Source organism: Polaromonas sp. P3_B4 (assembly GCF_056402835.1).
This window is the reverse complement of the sequence record NZ_JBFUGQ010000001.1, coordinates 95,716-110,248: the sequence shown is the minus strand read 5'-3', so window position 1 is coordinate 110,248 and position 14,533 is coordinate 95,716. Positions and strand designations below refer to the sequence as shown.

Genomic DNA, 14,533 nt, shown 5'->3' with positions numbered 1-14,533 from the left:
AAGCTAGGCTTTGACGAACAAACCGTCCAGTCGCTTGTCCCACCTGGCCCCTGGCAACACATCAGCCAGCTGCGTATCGCCAAATGCAAAAGTCCCCCGCAGCACCTGCGCCAGCACCGCGCGGTAATCATGGTGCGCCGGCAAGTCGCGTCCTTCGTTGAGTTGGGCCAGGCCCGTCCATTGGCCATGCCAGCGTCCGCCGGCGACGCGGTTGCCCATGAGCCACATGGCATTGCCGAAGCCGTGGTCGGTGCCGCGTGTGCCGTTTTCGGCGCTGGTGCGGCCGAATTCGCTCATCACCACGACAACATCGCCGGGTTCGGAAAAATCCTGGCGCAGCTGCGCGATGCCGCGCGCCAGGTTGCCGAGGTTGTTGGCCAGCTGGCCGGTGGCAGCGCCCTGGTTGGCATGGGTGTCCCAACCGCCGGCCGACAAAAAGCCGATGCGCAACTTTCGGTCGTTGCGCATCAGCGTGCCCAGGTGCTGCGCATCGAGTTGCAGGCCCACCGGGTCGGCCGCGCCGTTGCTGGCCGCCTGCATTTGCGCGTTCAGCGCCTGCGGATTGCCGGGCGTGCCATCGCGGTCCAGGCGCTTGTCTGCCATGCGCCTGCTGTCTTCCGCCATTTTTTCGGCCCTGGCGTTTTTCTGCTCCGTGAGCTCCTGCGCACTCTGCATGCGGCTACCCGCACCCTGGCGGAAGGCTTCGCTGATCTTGTCGTCACCGGCATACAGGTCCATCAGCGCCTGGCGGGTTCTGTCGTTGGCCAGCACGCCGGTGCGCTCGGCCGACTGGCCGCGAGGGATCAACCTGACGGCCGCCTGCCCGCCCAGAATGGCCGGATTGGCCTCGCCCACGCCGAGAGCGGTGGCGCCCGGTGCAGCGGCTTTGCCCAAGCCCGCTGTGGTGTTGAGCCACCCGGGCGCGCTGCTGGTCTTGCCGCCCTGCGCGATCTCCATCTGGTACTGTGCATCGAAATGCGAACGGTTGGGCGCAGGCAGGCCGGCCGCGGGCACAAAGCCCAGAACGCCTTGCTGCCACAGCGGCAGCAGTGGAGCCAGCGCGGGATGCAGGGCAAAGGTTTTGTCGAGCTTCAAGGCGGTTTGCGTCGTGCCGTCGGGCACCGCAATCGCGATGTTCGGGCGCAAAGCGTAGTAGTCCTTGTCTGCGTAGGGCACAAAGGCCGACAGACCGTCATACGCGCCGCGCAGGAAGACGACGATAAGGCGCCCGCCATCCAGGCCTGATCGGCTTGCGGGCAAGGCTTGCGCCCACACGCCGGGCGCTGCCAGCGACAAGGCGGACAACGCGCCCAGGCCCACCAGCTGGCGGCGTTGCAGCAGATTCGCCGATGAAAAAAAATTGGGGTTCATAGGAGTCCTTGTTGCGGCATATTCCATGTCCAGATCAAGCGTGAACGCGAAGGCCCGCTGCAGACAGTGCTACAGCACGGCAAGGCGGGCCGACAAAGTGCACTTTGATTTGGACATGGAATTATTTGCGCATGAAGTCAGGGCTGGCGAGCATCAGGCCGGTGCGCATCTGCGCGGGTTCCTGCGCAATGCGCTCGCGCGTCGCAATGCTGAAAAAGGCGTTGAGGTAAGCCGGCTCAGCTGTGCGCTGGGCCAGGCCCATGGCGTAATCGGCGCGGCGCGTCAAAGCCTCGGGCGCAAGCCAGGTACCGGCATCGGTTTTGTAGCCGTCGGGCGTTTGCCAGCCATGCATGGGCTGGCCGGCCTGCGCCAGGAAGCCCAGGGTTTGCACGATATCGCGGCGCTCCTTGACACCCCCGGCCGCAGTGAGCGCCGAACAGGCAAAGTCCAGCGGGGTTTTAAACAACTGGTTGTCTTGCGCCCAGAATTCCGGTGATTCGATCAGGGTGCGCATCACCGCGCGTATGTCGCCCTGGGTAGCCGTGAAGGCAGTCGCCAACCGGTTGACCAGCGCGGGCGAGGGTTTGTCGGCCACAAAAAAACTGGCCAGCCGGATGGACACACGCCGTGCCGTCTCGGGCCGGCGTGCCAGGAAGCGAATGGCTTCCTCGCCTTCCGCAACGCCCTCACTGCCGAACGTACGGCCCAGCAGCACCTTGCCCTCCTTGTCGTGCAGGCGCTCGGCAAAACGAAAACCCTCGCCGTCCTTGAGGTTCACCGTCCAGCCGGTGAGGATGCGGGCCAGTTCGTGCACGTCTTTTTGCGTGTAGCCGCTGTTCACGCCCAGGGTGTGCAACTCCATCAACTCACGCGCGTAGTTTTCATTGAGGCCGCGGCTGTTGCTCTGCGCCTGGTCCAGGTAGAACAGCATGGCCGGATGCCTGGCGCTGGCCAGCAGCAAGTCTTCAAAACGGCCCAGGGCGTTGGCGCGAATCACATTGATCTCGTAGTGGCCGACAAAGGGGCGCACCGGTCCCTTGCCGACGAACACATTGAGGTGGTTGAACCAGAACTCGGTCATGCGGGCCAGCAGCGGATTTTCCAGCGCCGGATCGCTGCAGGACATCAGCCGCCAGGCGGCCGCGCCCTGAGCCATCTCGCGGCTGAATTTTTCCCCGCCTGTATCGGCCGCGGCGGCCATACCGGGCTTGGGCGTTTCGCGCGCAGCCCGGCGCATCTCGCGCTCGGCCTGGAAGCTGCGCGCGATTTCATTGAGCGGTGCGTTGATGCCGGCGATTTCGGCAGGAAGGGTGGGAGGGCGCAGGCTTGCGGCATAGGCCGCATCCAGTTGCTGCAGCGCCCAGGCGCGCGGCGAGGCCGCGGCGGCCTGCGTCGAGGCCGGCGTGGGTGCATACCCCAGGCGCGAAGCGGCGCGCCATGTGGCGGCAAGCTTGGCCGGCGGCGGCACGGCATCGGCCTGCGCCTGCGCCGCCGGGGCGGCGAGGCAAGCCAGGAAGGCCGCGAGCATGCCGGCCTGGGTGATCGCTGTGGGCATCGTGTTCTCCTGGGGTCTGTTAGCAGGCCCTCGCCCCTTGTAACGCATCCGCCACGCCTTGCGTTGAATGCCGCCCGTGGCTTTACACAGGTTTACCGCCCCAGGGCCGGTGGTTACAGCGTCAGGATGGTGCAGCCCGTGGTCTTGCGGGCTTCAAGCGCACGGTGCGCCTCTGCCACGTCGGCCAGGGCAAAACGCTGGTCTATGGGGATATGGACTTTGCCGCTGATGACCATGGCGAACAATTCATCCGCCATTTCCTGTGTGGTCTCACGCGTCGCAATGTGGGTAAAGAGCGTCGGCCGTGAAACGTAAAGCGAGCCCTTGGCTGCCAGCAGGCCGATGTCCAGCGGCGGCGTCTTGCCCGAGGCATTGCCAAAGTTGGCCAGCAGGCCAAAGGGGCGCAGGCAGTCCAGTGACTTGAGGAAGGTGTCCTTGCCAACCGAGTCGTACACCGCCTTCACGCCCCTGCCGCCGGTGATTTCCTTGACACGGGCCACGAAATCTTCCTGGGTGTAATTGATGGCAAAGGCCGCGCCCTGCGACAACGCCAGCGCGCATTTCTCGTCAGAGCCGGCGGTGCCTATGAGTTGCAGGCCCATGGCCCTGGCCCACTGGCAAGCGATCAGGCCCACGCCGCCGGCGGCCGCGTGAAACAGCACATGGTCGCCGGCGTGCAAGCCGCCCTGTGGCTGCGTGCGCCGCAGCAGGTACTGCGTGGTCAGCCCCTTGAGCATCATGGCCGCGCCGGTTTCAAACGAGATCGCATCGGGCAGCTTGCACACGCACTTGGCCGGCATCACGCGCACTTCACAGTAGCTGCCGGGCGGCTGGCTGGCATAGGCCGCGCGGTCACCCGCTTTCAGGTGAGCCACGCCCTCACCAACAGCCTCGACGATGCCGGAAGCTTCCATGCCTAGCTGAAGCGGCATGGCAAGCGGGTAGACACCGCTGCGTTGGTACACGTCGATGTAGTTCAAGCCAACGGCCTTGTGACGGATGCGTATTTCGCCCGGGCCGGGGTCGCCTACCGTCACGTCTACCAGTGTGAGTTCTTCAGGTCCGCCGTGCTGGTTGATTCGTACGGCTTTGGAGGTGATGGAGGCCATGGATTTCCTTGCAAAGGTTGCAGATGGAGAAAGAAAAGGGGTGGCCGTCATGGTGCCATGAATCGAAATGGGCCGCAGGCGCCGAGGGTTGAACCCCGCGCGGCGAGAGGAAAACGGTCGTGCTTGATAAAGTCCCCGTCATGACCCAACGCCTCACGCCCGCCACCGCCACGCTGCTGGTGGTCCCTCCCTTGCTCTGGGCCGGTAACGCCGTCGTCGGCCGCCTCGTCACCGGCCTTGTGCCGCCCATGACGCTCAACTTCCTGCGCTGGGCCCTGGCCTTCGTGATCCTGTTGCCGCTGGCCTGGCGCCTGCTCAAACCGGGCAGCAGCCTGTGGCCTCACTGGAAACGTTTCGCGGTGCTGGGCCTGCTGGGTGTGGGTTGCTACAACGCCTTGCAGTATCTGGCGCTGAAAACCTCCACACCGCTCAACGTGACGCTGGTGGCGTCAAGCGTGCCGATCTGGATGCTGGTCGTGGGGGCGCTGTTTTTTGGCCAGACTGTGTCGAAGCGACAGACCACAGGTGCCGTGCTGTCGATTGCCGGCGTGCTGGTGGTGCTGTCGCGTGGCCAACGGGAATTGCTCATGCAGGTGCAGCTGGTGCCCGGCGACCTGTACGTGCTGCTGGCCACGCTGGCCTGGGCGTTTTACAGCTGGCTGCTGTCGCAACCCAAAGAGCCGGCGGAAATCCGCCGCGACTGGGCGGCCTTCCTGCTCGCGCAAATCGTGTTCGGACTGGCCTGGTCGGGTGCGTTTGCCGCCGGCGAATGGGCGTTGACCGACGCGCACATCCAATGGGGCTGGCCGCTGGCCGCAGCCCTGCTGTACGTGGCCGTGGGACCCGCGGTGATTGCCTATCGTTGCTGGGGCATGGGCGTGCAGCGTGTCGGGCCGGCGATTGCGGGCTTCTTTTCCAACCTCACGCCGCTGTTCGCTGCATTGCTGTCGGCGGCCTTTCTCGGTGAGTTGCCGCACCTCTACCACGCGCTGGCTTTTATGCTGATCGTGGGCGGCATCGTGGTGTCGTCGCGGCGCTGAAGCGCGCAGCAATTAGCGCAGCAGCGGTTTGATTTTCACAACACATTGTGAGAAATCGCTGCATAAAACTTGCCAAGCCCGCGTGGGCTCTTCAGAATCCGTTCCTTGCTTTGAGCCACTGTGCAACGAATAACCTTGCGCAGTAAACACCTTGAAGCCCTCAAGACCATGACTTTGTTCACTCACACCTGACGCACCCTCCACTGCCCCCGGCTGGATGTGGTGTCAACCATACCCAGCCCTGCGGGCAGTCGGTGCTGTGCCTTCACGTGTGAAGCGCGCTCCGAAAACCCCAGGCTGATTTTTCGCCGGGGTTTTGCTTTTTCGGAGCGTGCACATGAGCGCCAAAACTTTTTCCCGTGACTTTGCCGCAGGCAAGGTCAAGCATTTGCGGCGCATGAAGCAGCCGCTGGCCTTGACCTTGCCGTCACCCACACCGCGCAATCCCGTGGTGCGGGCCCTCGTCCAGCGTGCCATCACGTCGGGTGCGGGCAAACATATTCGCAGCAACGGCGCCCATCGCCGGGCTGAAACCGTGGCTTTGCAAAAAGCCCTCAAAAATTTGACTGACTGACATGAAGAACGATATGACAACCGAGACGGTGGCCGCAGCCCGCGTGCCGCCCGAGCTCATGCGCGAACGCAGTGCCCACCTGGCCCTCGTCGCCACCGAGCTGAAGACCGAGCTGTTCGGTATTGACGACATCATCGACCGGGTGATCGAGTCGATCCGCGCCTGGTATGTGCTGCCGCACATCATTCGCCGCCCGGTGATCGTGTGCCTGTGGGGCCTGACCGGCACCGGCAAAACCCAGCTCACGCGCCGCCTGGCGCAGAAGCTGGGTTTCTACGACCGCTTTGTCGAAGTGCAGATGGACGGCTTCAGCAACGGCAGCAGCTGGCGTAGCGCCGACTCCATCAGCGGCATGCTGGCGGAGTCCGCCGTTGCCGAGAGCGAGCCTGGCATTCTGGTGCTGGATGAATTCCAGCGCTTTCGCACCATCAACGAAAAGGGCGATGAGGTCGCCGTCAAACGCTACCAGGACGTGTGGCAGCTGCTGTCCGACGGGCGCCTGCCGCCGTCGCTGTCTTTTCTGCAGGAGCTGGAATCGTCCCTGGCTTTCTCGCTGTATGACCACGAACGCGAGGAACAGGCTGATGAAAAGCCTGCCAAGGACGGCGTCCAGGCCAAAAAGCTGAAGTTCGCCCTCTCGCCCTACCAGGCTCAGGAATTCAAGCAAAGCCTCAAGCTCAAGGAACCACTACAGGAGGTGATGACCTGGACACCCCAGCAACTGCAGGAGCGCATGCTGGCGTTCAGGGCATCGACCGACTCGTGGGAAACGGATTACAGCCGCTTGCTCATCATCGTTTCGGGCAACCTCGACGAGATGTATGAGGGAACCGCCAAACGCGTGGAAGACTGCGACACCGATGCCGACATCTTTCATGCACTGACGAAAAAACTGTCGGTCATTGACGTCAAGAAGGCCCTGGGAGAGCGCTTCAAGCCCGAGCAGATCGCCCGGCTGGGGAACAACCATGTGATCTACCCCTCGCTGAGCCAGGCCACGTATGAGCGGCTGATCCGCAGCACCTGTGCCAGATACGTTGGTGAAATGCAGGCGAGTGCAGGACTGTTTTTTGATCTGCATGAATCGGTGTACCAGGGAATTTATGCCAATGCGGTCTTCCCGGCCCAGGGCACACGCCCGCTGTTCTCGTCGATTCACGCCATCCTGAGTGCGCCGCTGGTGAATGCCGTGCTGTGGGCGTTTGAGCATGATGTGCCGGCGGACACCACGCTGCACGTGAGGCTGGACGCCGCCACGCAATCCCTGCACGTCAGTCATGGCGAGTGCGGGGGCGGGAGCATCGCCTACCCCGTGCCGCTGGACCTCAACCAGCTCAAGCAGCGCGCCAGCCCCGACTTTCGGGCCTTGCTGGCCGTGCACGAAGCAGGCCACGGCCTGGCCTACGGCCGCCTGTTCGGCCATGCGCCGCAGGAAGTCAAGATCAACGTGGCGTCTTTCGAGGGCGGCTACAACAGCTATGTGCGCATGAAGGCCGAATCACGTCAAAGCTGCCTGGACCGCCTCTGCGTGGGTCTGGCCGGCCGCGCCGCCGAAGCGCTGGTGTTTGGCGAAGACGCCTGCACCACGGGCAGCGAGAGCGACTTCAAGAACGCCACCGCCCTGGCCGCGCGCTTTGTGCGCCACTTCGGTTTCGGCAACCGGCTGAGCCACACCGACGTGACCCACGACATGGACGACAACCTCAACACCGATGTTGAGCCGACCAACGCCGAGATCGAGGCCCTGCTCGCGCAGGCGTACGCGCGCGCACAGGAGATTCTCAAAACCGATTCGGCCTTGCTACTGAGCATCGTGGACGAACTGCTGGCGCACGGCCAGGTGAGCAAGGAGAAGATGGCCGGCCTGCTGGGAGTGGGCATCGCGACGGAAGAGAGAATGCTCATGCCTTATGCCGAGCAGCTCCAGCTGTTCAGCCTGCAACACGGGCTGATGCAGCGGGTTAGCGCTACTGCAGTGGAGGCTGTCGAACCTGCGCTTGAATGATTGCCTGAACGTTAACGCTAACTTGAGCGCTGGGGCATTCAATCCAGGTCCAGGCCGAAGTTCCGCCTGAAGGCATCGCAAAACTCCACAGTCCCACTGAGGGACAGGGTGAGCGTATGCCGCGGCTTGCCGGGCAGGCCGGCTTCCACCTCCAACCGTCGCGAAACCTCGTCATAGTGCAAGGCCTCGGGCGCCGTCAGCTCCTGCATGCCGTGCAGGTCGTAATCCCAGTCAAAACCCTCCTCGAGCGGGCCGCGCCGCCCGGGGAATTCCGCGTGGGCCCATGCCAATACCTGGACGGCTTCAGCATGGACGGCCAGCACCTGGTCCGGCCATGTGGAGGCCATGGCTTCCAGCGTGCCCGTGCCGTCGCTGCTCTCGGCGTAATCGAATTGGAGGTAGTCCAGGCTCAAGGGAAGCGCCTGGTGCTCAATAAGTGCCCGGATAAGCCCCGCCGTCAGCCAGCACGTTTTGCCCCGTCATGTAGGCGGCATGCGTGCTGCACAGGAAGGCGCAGATGGCGCCGAATTCTTCGGGCGTGCCGAAGCGCTGGGCCGGGATGTTCTTGCGGCGCGCATCCATGATGGCTTCCAGGGGCTGGCCGGTTTTTTGCGCAGCGCCGCTCATGGTGCCGCGCAGGCGGTCGGTGTCGAAAGCGCCCGGCAGCAGGTTGTTGATGGTCACGCCTTGCGCCGCGAGTTTGGTGCGTGCCACGCCGGCCACAAAGCCGGTCAGGCCGCTGCGCGCGCCGTTGGACAGACCCAGGATGTCGATAGGCGACTTGACTGAGCTGGAGGTGATGTTGACGATGCGCCCGAAACCGCGCGCCGCCATGCCGTCGACCGTGGCCTTGATGAGCTCGATGGGAGTCAGCATATTGGCGTCCACCGCCTTGAGCCAGGCGTCACGGTCCCAGTCGCGGAAGTCACCGGGCGGCGGGCCGCCGGCATTGGTCACCACGATGTCGAAGTCCTTGCGCAGCGCGAACACCGCGGCGCGGCCTTCGGGTGTGGTGATGTCGGCGGCGACATACTGGACGCTGGCGCCTGCGGGTTTGCCCTTATCCGTCTTCAGTTTTTCAGCCGCGGCCTTCAGCGTTTCCTCGCCGCGCGCCACGATCAGCACATGCACGCCTTCGCGCACCAGCGCCTCGGCGCAACCCAGACCCAAACCCTTGCTGGCGCCGCAGACCAGCGCCCATTTGCCTGCAATACCCAAATCCATAATAATTCCTCATTACAACCACGGGGGAGAGCGGCTCATGATACTGAGTAAATACAAAATGCAGGCGGGAATGGTTATCGCTCCCCTGCTCACATCGCTGCTGGTTTTCAGTGCGGCGACACAGGCCCAGCCGCAAGGCGAGGCCGTACTGATCAAGCGCGCAGCCCAACTGCGCGAAGGTCCGGGCGAATCGGCCCGCAGCCTGGCCCCGCTGCCGGTTCAAACCTCGGTGACCCGGCTGGGCGAGCGCAACGGCGCATGGATCAAGGTCCGCATGGCCGACGGCACCAGCGGCTGGGTGCACATGTTTGACATCACGGCCCCCAGCTCGCAGGCCGGTGCCGGCACCGGTGCACTGCGCAGCCTGTCGAGCTTTTTCAACAAGGGCAGCGCACAGGCGCCGGGCGGCGCAGTGGCCACATCCACCGTCGGCATTCGCGGCCTGGGTGCGGAAGACCTTGCCAATGCCGTTCCCAACCTGGCGGCCGTGGCGCAAGCCGACGCCAACCGTGCGAACGCTGCGCAAGCCAGGCAGTTCGCGGGCGGTGCCTCGCTGAACGTCCGGCAGGTCGATCCCCTGCCCACACCCACACCGCCGGCTGCCGCACCCAGCACCAGAACCGAACAATACGGCGGCTAAAAACAAGACAAGAGGCACCGCAATGAATCTTCACACCCTCCAAACACTGGCAACTCCCGCACGCCATGCGGTTTTTGCATTGACCCTGCTGGCCGGCTTGCTCCCTCTGGGCGCTCATGCCCAGGATGCGGGCAAGGCGCTAGGCGGCCTGTTCCAGTCACTGATACGCCCGAACCAGCCGGCGCAGCCCGCCCCCGCGCAACCCAACTCTGCGGCCGGCCTGGCCGGCGCGTTGCTGGGCGCCAGCCTTACACCGGGCGGACAGCAGGCAGCCCAGGGTGGTGACCTGTTCCAGCTGTTGTCACAGTCGCTGGATCAGATTGACGAACCACGTGAAATCCAGATCGGCCAGCAACTGGCCGCCGTGCTACTGGGCAGCAAACCGCTCTACCCTGACGTGGCTGCGCAGCGCTATATCAACCAGCTGGGCCGCTGGATCAGCCTGCAGTCATCGCGGCCCGACCTGCCCTGGACCTTCGCCATCCTCGACGACCCCGGGTTCAACGCATTTGCCACGCCAGGCGGTTATGTCTTCGTCACCAAGGGCCTGATGGACCGCGTGGCGGACGAAAGCGAATTGGCCGGCATCCTGGCCCATGAAATCACCCACGTCACAGCCAAGCACCACTTGATCGCCATGAACAAGGCGGCACGCGCCGGCCTTCTGACGCAGGTGATCAGCTCTCAGCTGAAGAACGACCTGGGCGGCCTGGTGTCGTCGCAGTTGCTGGCGCTGGGCAAGAACATGTACACCAAGGGCCTGGACCAGCAGGACGAGTTTGACGCCGACCGTACCGGCGTGGCTCTCGCCGCGCGCGCTGGGTTCGATCCCTACGGCCTGGTGGCTGTGCTGCAGCAACTGCGCAGCGCAGCGCCGGATGACGCATTGTTTGCGCTGTCCCTGAGCACGCATCCGCCCGCCCAGACGCGACTGAATCAGCTTGAGCAGGCCATGGGTACCCGGCTGGACGCGTATGCAGGACAGCCATCCGTCACGGTGGCGCAGCGCATCAGCGGTGCGAACCGCAGGCCTACAGCGCAAGCGCCTGCGTCGACGCGTACACCCGCAAAGAAGTAGCAGCGCCCCTGACACCACGCGCTATTAAATTAATAGCCGCTTGCGCACGTATTACCTGGGCTAGAGGCCGATCTGATGCCTAAGCAGCTTCGGTGCGCGCGGGAATCCTTAACCCAGCATGAGCCGCGGGACTGGCTTTGCCAGACCGCAGGCGGGCGGCCCCTTCTGTAATGAAAGGGGCAGGGAGAAAGGCCGTAGGCCACACGAAGTGAGCGACCGTGAGGGCCACTATCTGCCTCTCGTGAAAACGAAGATCCCTGCAATCACCAGCACCGTCCCCGCCGCCACCCAGACCGTGAACGGCTCACCCAGAATCAGCACACCCATCAGGATGGTGGACATCGGGCCCACCATGCCGGTCTGCGCGGCCATGCCGGCGCCGATGCGTTCGATGGCCATCATCACCATCAGCACCGGTACCGCTGTGCACAAGGTGGCATTGAGCAGCGACAGCCAGATGACCTCGGGCGCGACGGCGGCGGCGCTCAGGGGCCGCAGCAACACAAACTGCAACAGGCACAACAGGCAGGCCACGGTGGTAGCCAGCCCCACCAGGCGCAATGAGCCGAGCCGCCTGACCATCTCACCGCTGTAAACCAGATAAAGCGCGTAGCTCACCGCGCTCAGGAACACCAGCAGCGCACCCCAGGCAGCGTCCGCGCCCTGCAGCGTGATCTCGTGGCCGAACACCAGCACCACGCCGCAGTAGCTGATGGCCATGCCGATGATTTGCAGCGCGCCAACTCGGCGCTTGTACAACACCAGGCCCAGCAGCAACACCAGCGTGGGATTGAGATAGAGGATGAGTCGTTCCAGTGACGCACTGATGAACGCCAGGCCGGCGAAGTCCAGGAAACTGGCGAGGTAGTAACCCGTGAAGCCCAGCCACAGCACGCCCAGCCAGTCCTTGCGCGTCAGCGGCGCCTTGCCCCGGCTGGCCCACCACGCCATCACCGCAAAGATGGGCAAGGCAAACAGCATGCGGTACATGATCAGCGTGACGGCGTCGACGCCGTAGCGATAGGCCAACTTGACAATGATGGCCTTGCCGCTGAACGCGATGGCACCGAAAGTGGCCAGCAGCAAACCAGGCGCTATGCTTTTAGTAGCTGCTTGCGCTCGTCCTGCTTGGGCTGTCGGCCTGTTTTTATCAGATTTATCGCTCAAGGTCGTTTCTTAAAAGCCCACGGCCTGGCCGTCGCGGCGTGGATCGCTGGCCGCCACATAGCCTTCGACCTTGGGGTTGCCGGCACGCCAGATGAACTGGCCGGCGCCAAAGTCCTGGTAGGAGTCGTTGATGACTTCCATGCGGTGGCCGCGGTCGGCAAGGCCCTGCACGGTACTCGGGTCCATCGTGGCCTCCACATTGATCTCAAGGCCGGCGTTGTAGCGCCAGCGCGGCGCATCGCAAGCCACCTGTGGGCTCTGGCCGTAGTCCAGCATGCGCACCAGTGTCTGCATGTGGCCCTGCGGCTGCATGTTCGCGCCCATCACGCCATAGCTCATCACGGGTTTGCCATCCTTGCTGAGGAAGGCCGGAATAATGGTGTGGAAAGGCCGCTTGCCCGGTGCGACCTGGTTGGCGCCCGGCAGCAGGCTGAAGGCGTGGCCGCGGTTTTGCAGGCTGATGCCGAACTCGGGCTCGACGCAGCCTGAACCAAAACCCATGTAGTTGCTCTGGATGAAGCTCACCATCATGCCGTCTTCATCGGCTGCCGTCAGGTAGATCGTTCCGCCCTTGACGGGATTTCCCGCGCCAAAGTCCTGTGCCTTTTTCATGTCAATGAGTTTGGCACGGGATGCCAGATACGCGTCATCGAGCATTTGCTCGGCCGTCACCTCCATTGACGAAGGCTCGGCCACGTACCGGTAAATATCGGCAAACGCCAGCTTCATGGCTTCGATCTGCAGATGCTGGGAATCCACGCCATCCACCGGGAGCCCGGCTACATCGAACTTATCAAGGATGCCCAGCGCAATCAGCGCCGCAATGCCCTGCCCGTTGGGCGGAATTTCGTGCAGGGTATAGCCCCGGTACTCCTTGCCGATGGGCTTGACCCATTCCGGCTGGTAGCTTTCAAAATCTTTGGCGGTGATGCTGCCGCCGTTTTGTGCGGAGAATTTTTCGATGGCCTGGGCGATGGCGCCGCCGTAATACGCCGTGCCCTTGGTTTGCGCAATAGCACGCAACGCTTTGGCTGCGGCCTTGAACTGGAACAGTTCACCGACATTCGGCGCCCGGCCCCAGGGAAGGAAAGATTGGGCAAAGCCCGGCAGCGATTTCAACTCCCCCGTAGCGGCCGCCCACTTCTGCTGCACCACGGGCGGCAACAAATAGCCGCGCTCGGCGATTTCAATTGCAGGCTCCATCAGGTCGGCGAAGGGAAGCTTGCCGAAACGCTCGCTCAAGGCCACCCAGCCGGCCACCGCACCCGGTACGCTCACGGAATCCATACCGCGTTTGGGCGGCGTCTGCGCATCGCTGCCGTATTTGCGCTTGAAGTAATCCGGCGTCCAGCTTTGCGGCGCGCGGCCCGATGCATTCAGTCCATGCAGTTCCTTGCCGTCCCAGAGGATGCAAAAAGCATCGCTGCCCAGGCCGTTGCTGACAGGTTCGACAATGGTCATGGCGGCGGCAGCAGCGATCGCGGCATCTACCGCATTGCCGCCCTTGAGCATCATGCGCAAACCGGCCTGCGCGCCCAACGGGTGCGAAGTCGAAACAACGTTGCGGGCAAACAGCGGCAGGCGGGTGGAGGTGTAGGGGTTGCTGTAGTTGAAATTCATGGGTCACCTGTGGAAGGCAAGGCAAGGAAGAATGGATGCCGGCGGTCATGGTGTGCAACCGCAGGCGGGAAGTCAAACTGACCGGCATCGTCACGACCAGGCGGCGCGATGCGGTGAAAGGCATCAATCGGCGCTGATTTTCCGCTCGACAATGATTTTCTTCCACCTGGCCGTGTCCGTCTTCACCATGGCCGCAAAGGCCTGCGGGGTGCCACCCGCGGGTTCGGCGCCCAGTCTGGCAAAGCGGTCTTTCACATCGGAATCGGCCAGGGCTGCGTTCACCGCCTGGTTGACCTTGCCTGCCAGGTCTGGCGCCATGCCTTTGGGGCCGTAAACCCCGAACCAGGTGACCGACTCAAAGCCCGGCAGGGTTTCCGCCACCGCCGGCAGATCGGGAGCGAGCGCCGTGCGTTTGAGGCTGGTGACCGCAAGGGCCCGCAGCTTTCCATCTTTCACATGCGGCATGCCGGTGACAAAGGAGTCGAACAGCACGTCGATCTTGCCGCTGATCAGGTCCGGCATGGCCAGTGCCGTACCGCGGTAAGGGATGTGCAGGATGAAGGTCCCCGATTGCGCCTTGAAGTATTCGCTCATCAAGTGGATGATGGTGCCGTTGCCGCTGGACGCGTAGTTCAAACGCCCGGGGTTCTTGCGTGCATGATCGATAAATTCGCCCATGGTCTTTGCCGGCGACGTGTTAGGCACCAGCACCACATTAGGGGAACTTGCCACATAGGCAATCGGCGTGAAGTCTGTTTCCGCGTTGTAGGGAATCCGGGGGTTGACGGCCGGCCCGATGCTGTGGGTGCTTGAAGTCGCCAGCAGCAGCGTGTAGCCGTCAGCAGGCGATTTGGACGCAGCATCGGCGCCTATCGTGCCGCCGGCGCCCGGCCGGTTTTCGACCACAACCGTCTGGCCGATTTTCTCGCCCAGCTTTTGCGACAGGGCCCGTGCCAGGATGTCCGTCGCGCCGCCTGCCGGAAACGGCACGATCATGCGAATGGGTTTGGACGGATAGTTCTGGGCCATGGCGGGGCCCACGAGAGTCACGGCGGAAGCCGCAGCCAGGGAAATAATATGTCTACGTTTCATCTGGCCATTGTGCAACGATTTTGAGCGCCGACTATGTCGCAAACAGGCAAAACAAAAG

General features: G+C 63.5%; 13 protein-coding genes. 5 read left to right on the top strand and 8 right to left on the bottom strand.

What is annotated here, in order from left to right; all coding sequences use genetic code 11:
- Nucleotides 1-3 precede the first annotated feature (3 nt).
- The 3 genes from AC1DVV_RS00565 to AC1DVV_RS00555 all read right to left on the bottom strand — a co-directional run bounded on the left by AC1DVV_RS00565 (nt 4) and on the right by AC1DVV_RS00555 (nt 4,035).
- Complete coding sequence (locus AC1DVV_RS00565; RefSeq protein WP_477702319.1) at nt 4-1,371, bottom strand: DUF1501 domain-containing protein; 1,368 nt, start codon at nt 1,369-1,371, stop codon at nt 4-6.
- A gap of 121 nt (nt 1,372-1,492) precedes the next feature.
- The gene (locus AC1DVV_RS00560; protein ID WP_477702318.1) at nt 1,493-2,926 is read right to left on the bottom strand and encodes a DUF1800 domain-containing protein; all 1,434 of its coding nucleotides are present in this window, start codon (nt 2,924-2,926) and stop codon (nt 1,493-1,495) included.
- A gap of 113 nt (nt 2,927-3,039) precedes the next feature.
- A complete protein-coding gene (locus AC1DVV_RS00555) occupies nt 3,040-4,035 on the bottom strand; it encodes a quinone oxidoreductase family protein (protein WP_477702317.1) in 996 nt (331 codons plus the stop codon).
- A gap of 140 nt (nt 4,036-4,175) precedes the next feature.
- On the opposite strand from AC1DVV_RS00555, the gene AC1DVV_RS00550 reads away from it, so the two are divergent.
- The 3 genes from AC1DVV_RS00550 to AC1DVV_RS00540 all read left to right on the top strand — a co-directional run bounded on the left by AC1DVV_RS00550 (nt 4,176) and on the right by AC1DVV_RS00540 (nt 7,654).
- Complete coding sequence (locus tag AC1DVV_RS00550) at nt 4,176-5,075, top strand: DMT family transporter (RefSeq protein ID WP_457279515.1); 900 nt, start codon at nt 4,176-4,178, stop codon at nt 5,073-5,075.
- A gap of 337 nt (nt 5,076-5,412) precedes the next feature.
- Nucleotides 5,413-5,649, top strand: a complete 237-nt coding sequence (locus tag AC1DVV_RS00545) for a hypothetical protein (RefSeq protein WP_457279516.1) — start codon at nt 5,413-5,415, stop codon at nt 5,647-5,649.
- Between the two features lie 13 nt (nt 5,650-5,662).
- Complete coding sequence (locus AC1DVV_RS00540; RefSeq protein ID WP_477702316.1) at nt 5,663-7,654, top strand: AAA family ATPase; 1,992 nt, start codon at nt 5,663-5,665, stop codon at nt 7,652-7,654.
- Between the two features lie 38 nt (nt 7,655-7,692).
- On the opposite strand, the gene AC1DVV_RS00535 is transcribed toward AC1DVV_RS00540, so the two are convergent.
- Nucleotides 7,693-8,067 (bottom strand): hypothetical protein, encoded by a 375-nt coding sequence (locus AC1DVV_RS00535; RefSeq protein WP_477666164.1) that lies wholly within the window; start codon nt 8,065-8,067, stop codon nt 7,693-7,695.
- Between the two features lie 16 nt (nt 8,068-8,083).
- Complete coding sequence (locus AC1DVV_RS00530; protein ID WP_477666163.1) at nt 8,084-8,878, bottom strand: SDR family oxidoreductase; 795 nt, start codon at nt 8,876-8,878, stop codon at nt 8,084-8,086.
- A gap of 70 nt (nt 8,879-8,948) precedes the next feature.
- Here AC1DVV_RS00530 and AC1DVV_RS00525 point away from each other — a divergent pair, with 70 nt between their 5' ends.
- Both AC1DVV_RS00525 and AC1DVV_RS00520 read left to right on the top strand, forming a co-directional pair.
- Nucleotides 8,949-9,518: an SH3 domain-containing protein gene (locus tag AC1DVV_RS00525; protein WP_457279521.1), complete on the top strand. Its 570-nt coding sequence runs from the start codon at nt 8,949-8,951 to the stop codon at nt 9,516-9,518.
- A gap of 22 nt (nt 9,519-9,540) precedes the next feature.
- Nucleotides 9,541-10,596, top strand: coding sequence for a M48 family metalloprotease (locus AC1DVV_RS00520; protein WP_477666161.1), 1,056 nt, complete (start codon nt 9,541-9,543; stop codon nt 10,594-10,596).
- Between the two features lie 228 nt (nt 10,597-10,824).
- Here the strand turns inward: AC1DVV_RS00520 and AC1DVV_RS00515 are convergent, their stop codons facing one another.
- From AC1DVV_RS00515 to AC1DVV_RS00505, 3 genes are all read right to left on the bottom strand, one after another.
- Nucleotides 10,825-11,694 carry a DMT family transporter gene (locus AC1DVV_RS00515; RefSeq protein WP_477666388.1) on the bottom strand — a complete coding sequence of 290 codons (870 nt, stop codon included), beginning with the start codon at nt 11,692-11,694 and terminating at the stop codon, nt 10,825-10,827.
- Nucleotides 11,695-11,772: 78 nt separating this feature from the next.
- A complete protein-coding gene (locus AC1DVV_RS00510; RefSeq protein ID WP_457279523.1) occupies nt 11,773-13,383 on the bottom strand; it encodes a gamma-glutamyltransferase family protein in 1,611 nt (536 codons plus the stop codon).
- Nucleotides 13,384-13,506: 123 nt separating this feature from the next.
- Nucleotides 13,507-14,475, bottom strand: a complete 969-nt coding sequence (locus tag AC1DVV_RS00505) for a Bug family tripartite tricarboxylate transporter substrate binding protein (protein WP_457279524.1) — start codon at nt 14,473-14,475, stop codon at nt 13,507-13,509.
- Nucleotides 14,476-14,533: the final 58 nt, after the last annotated feature.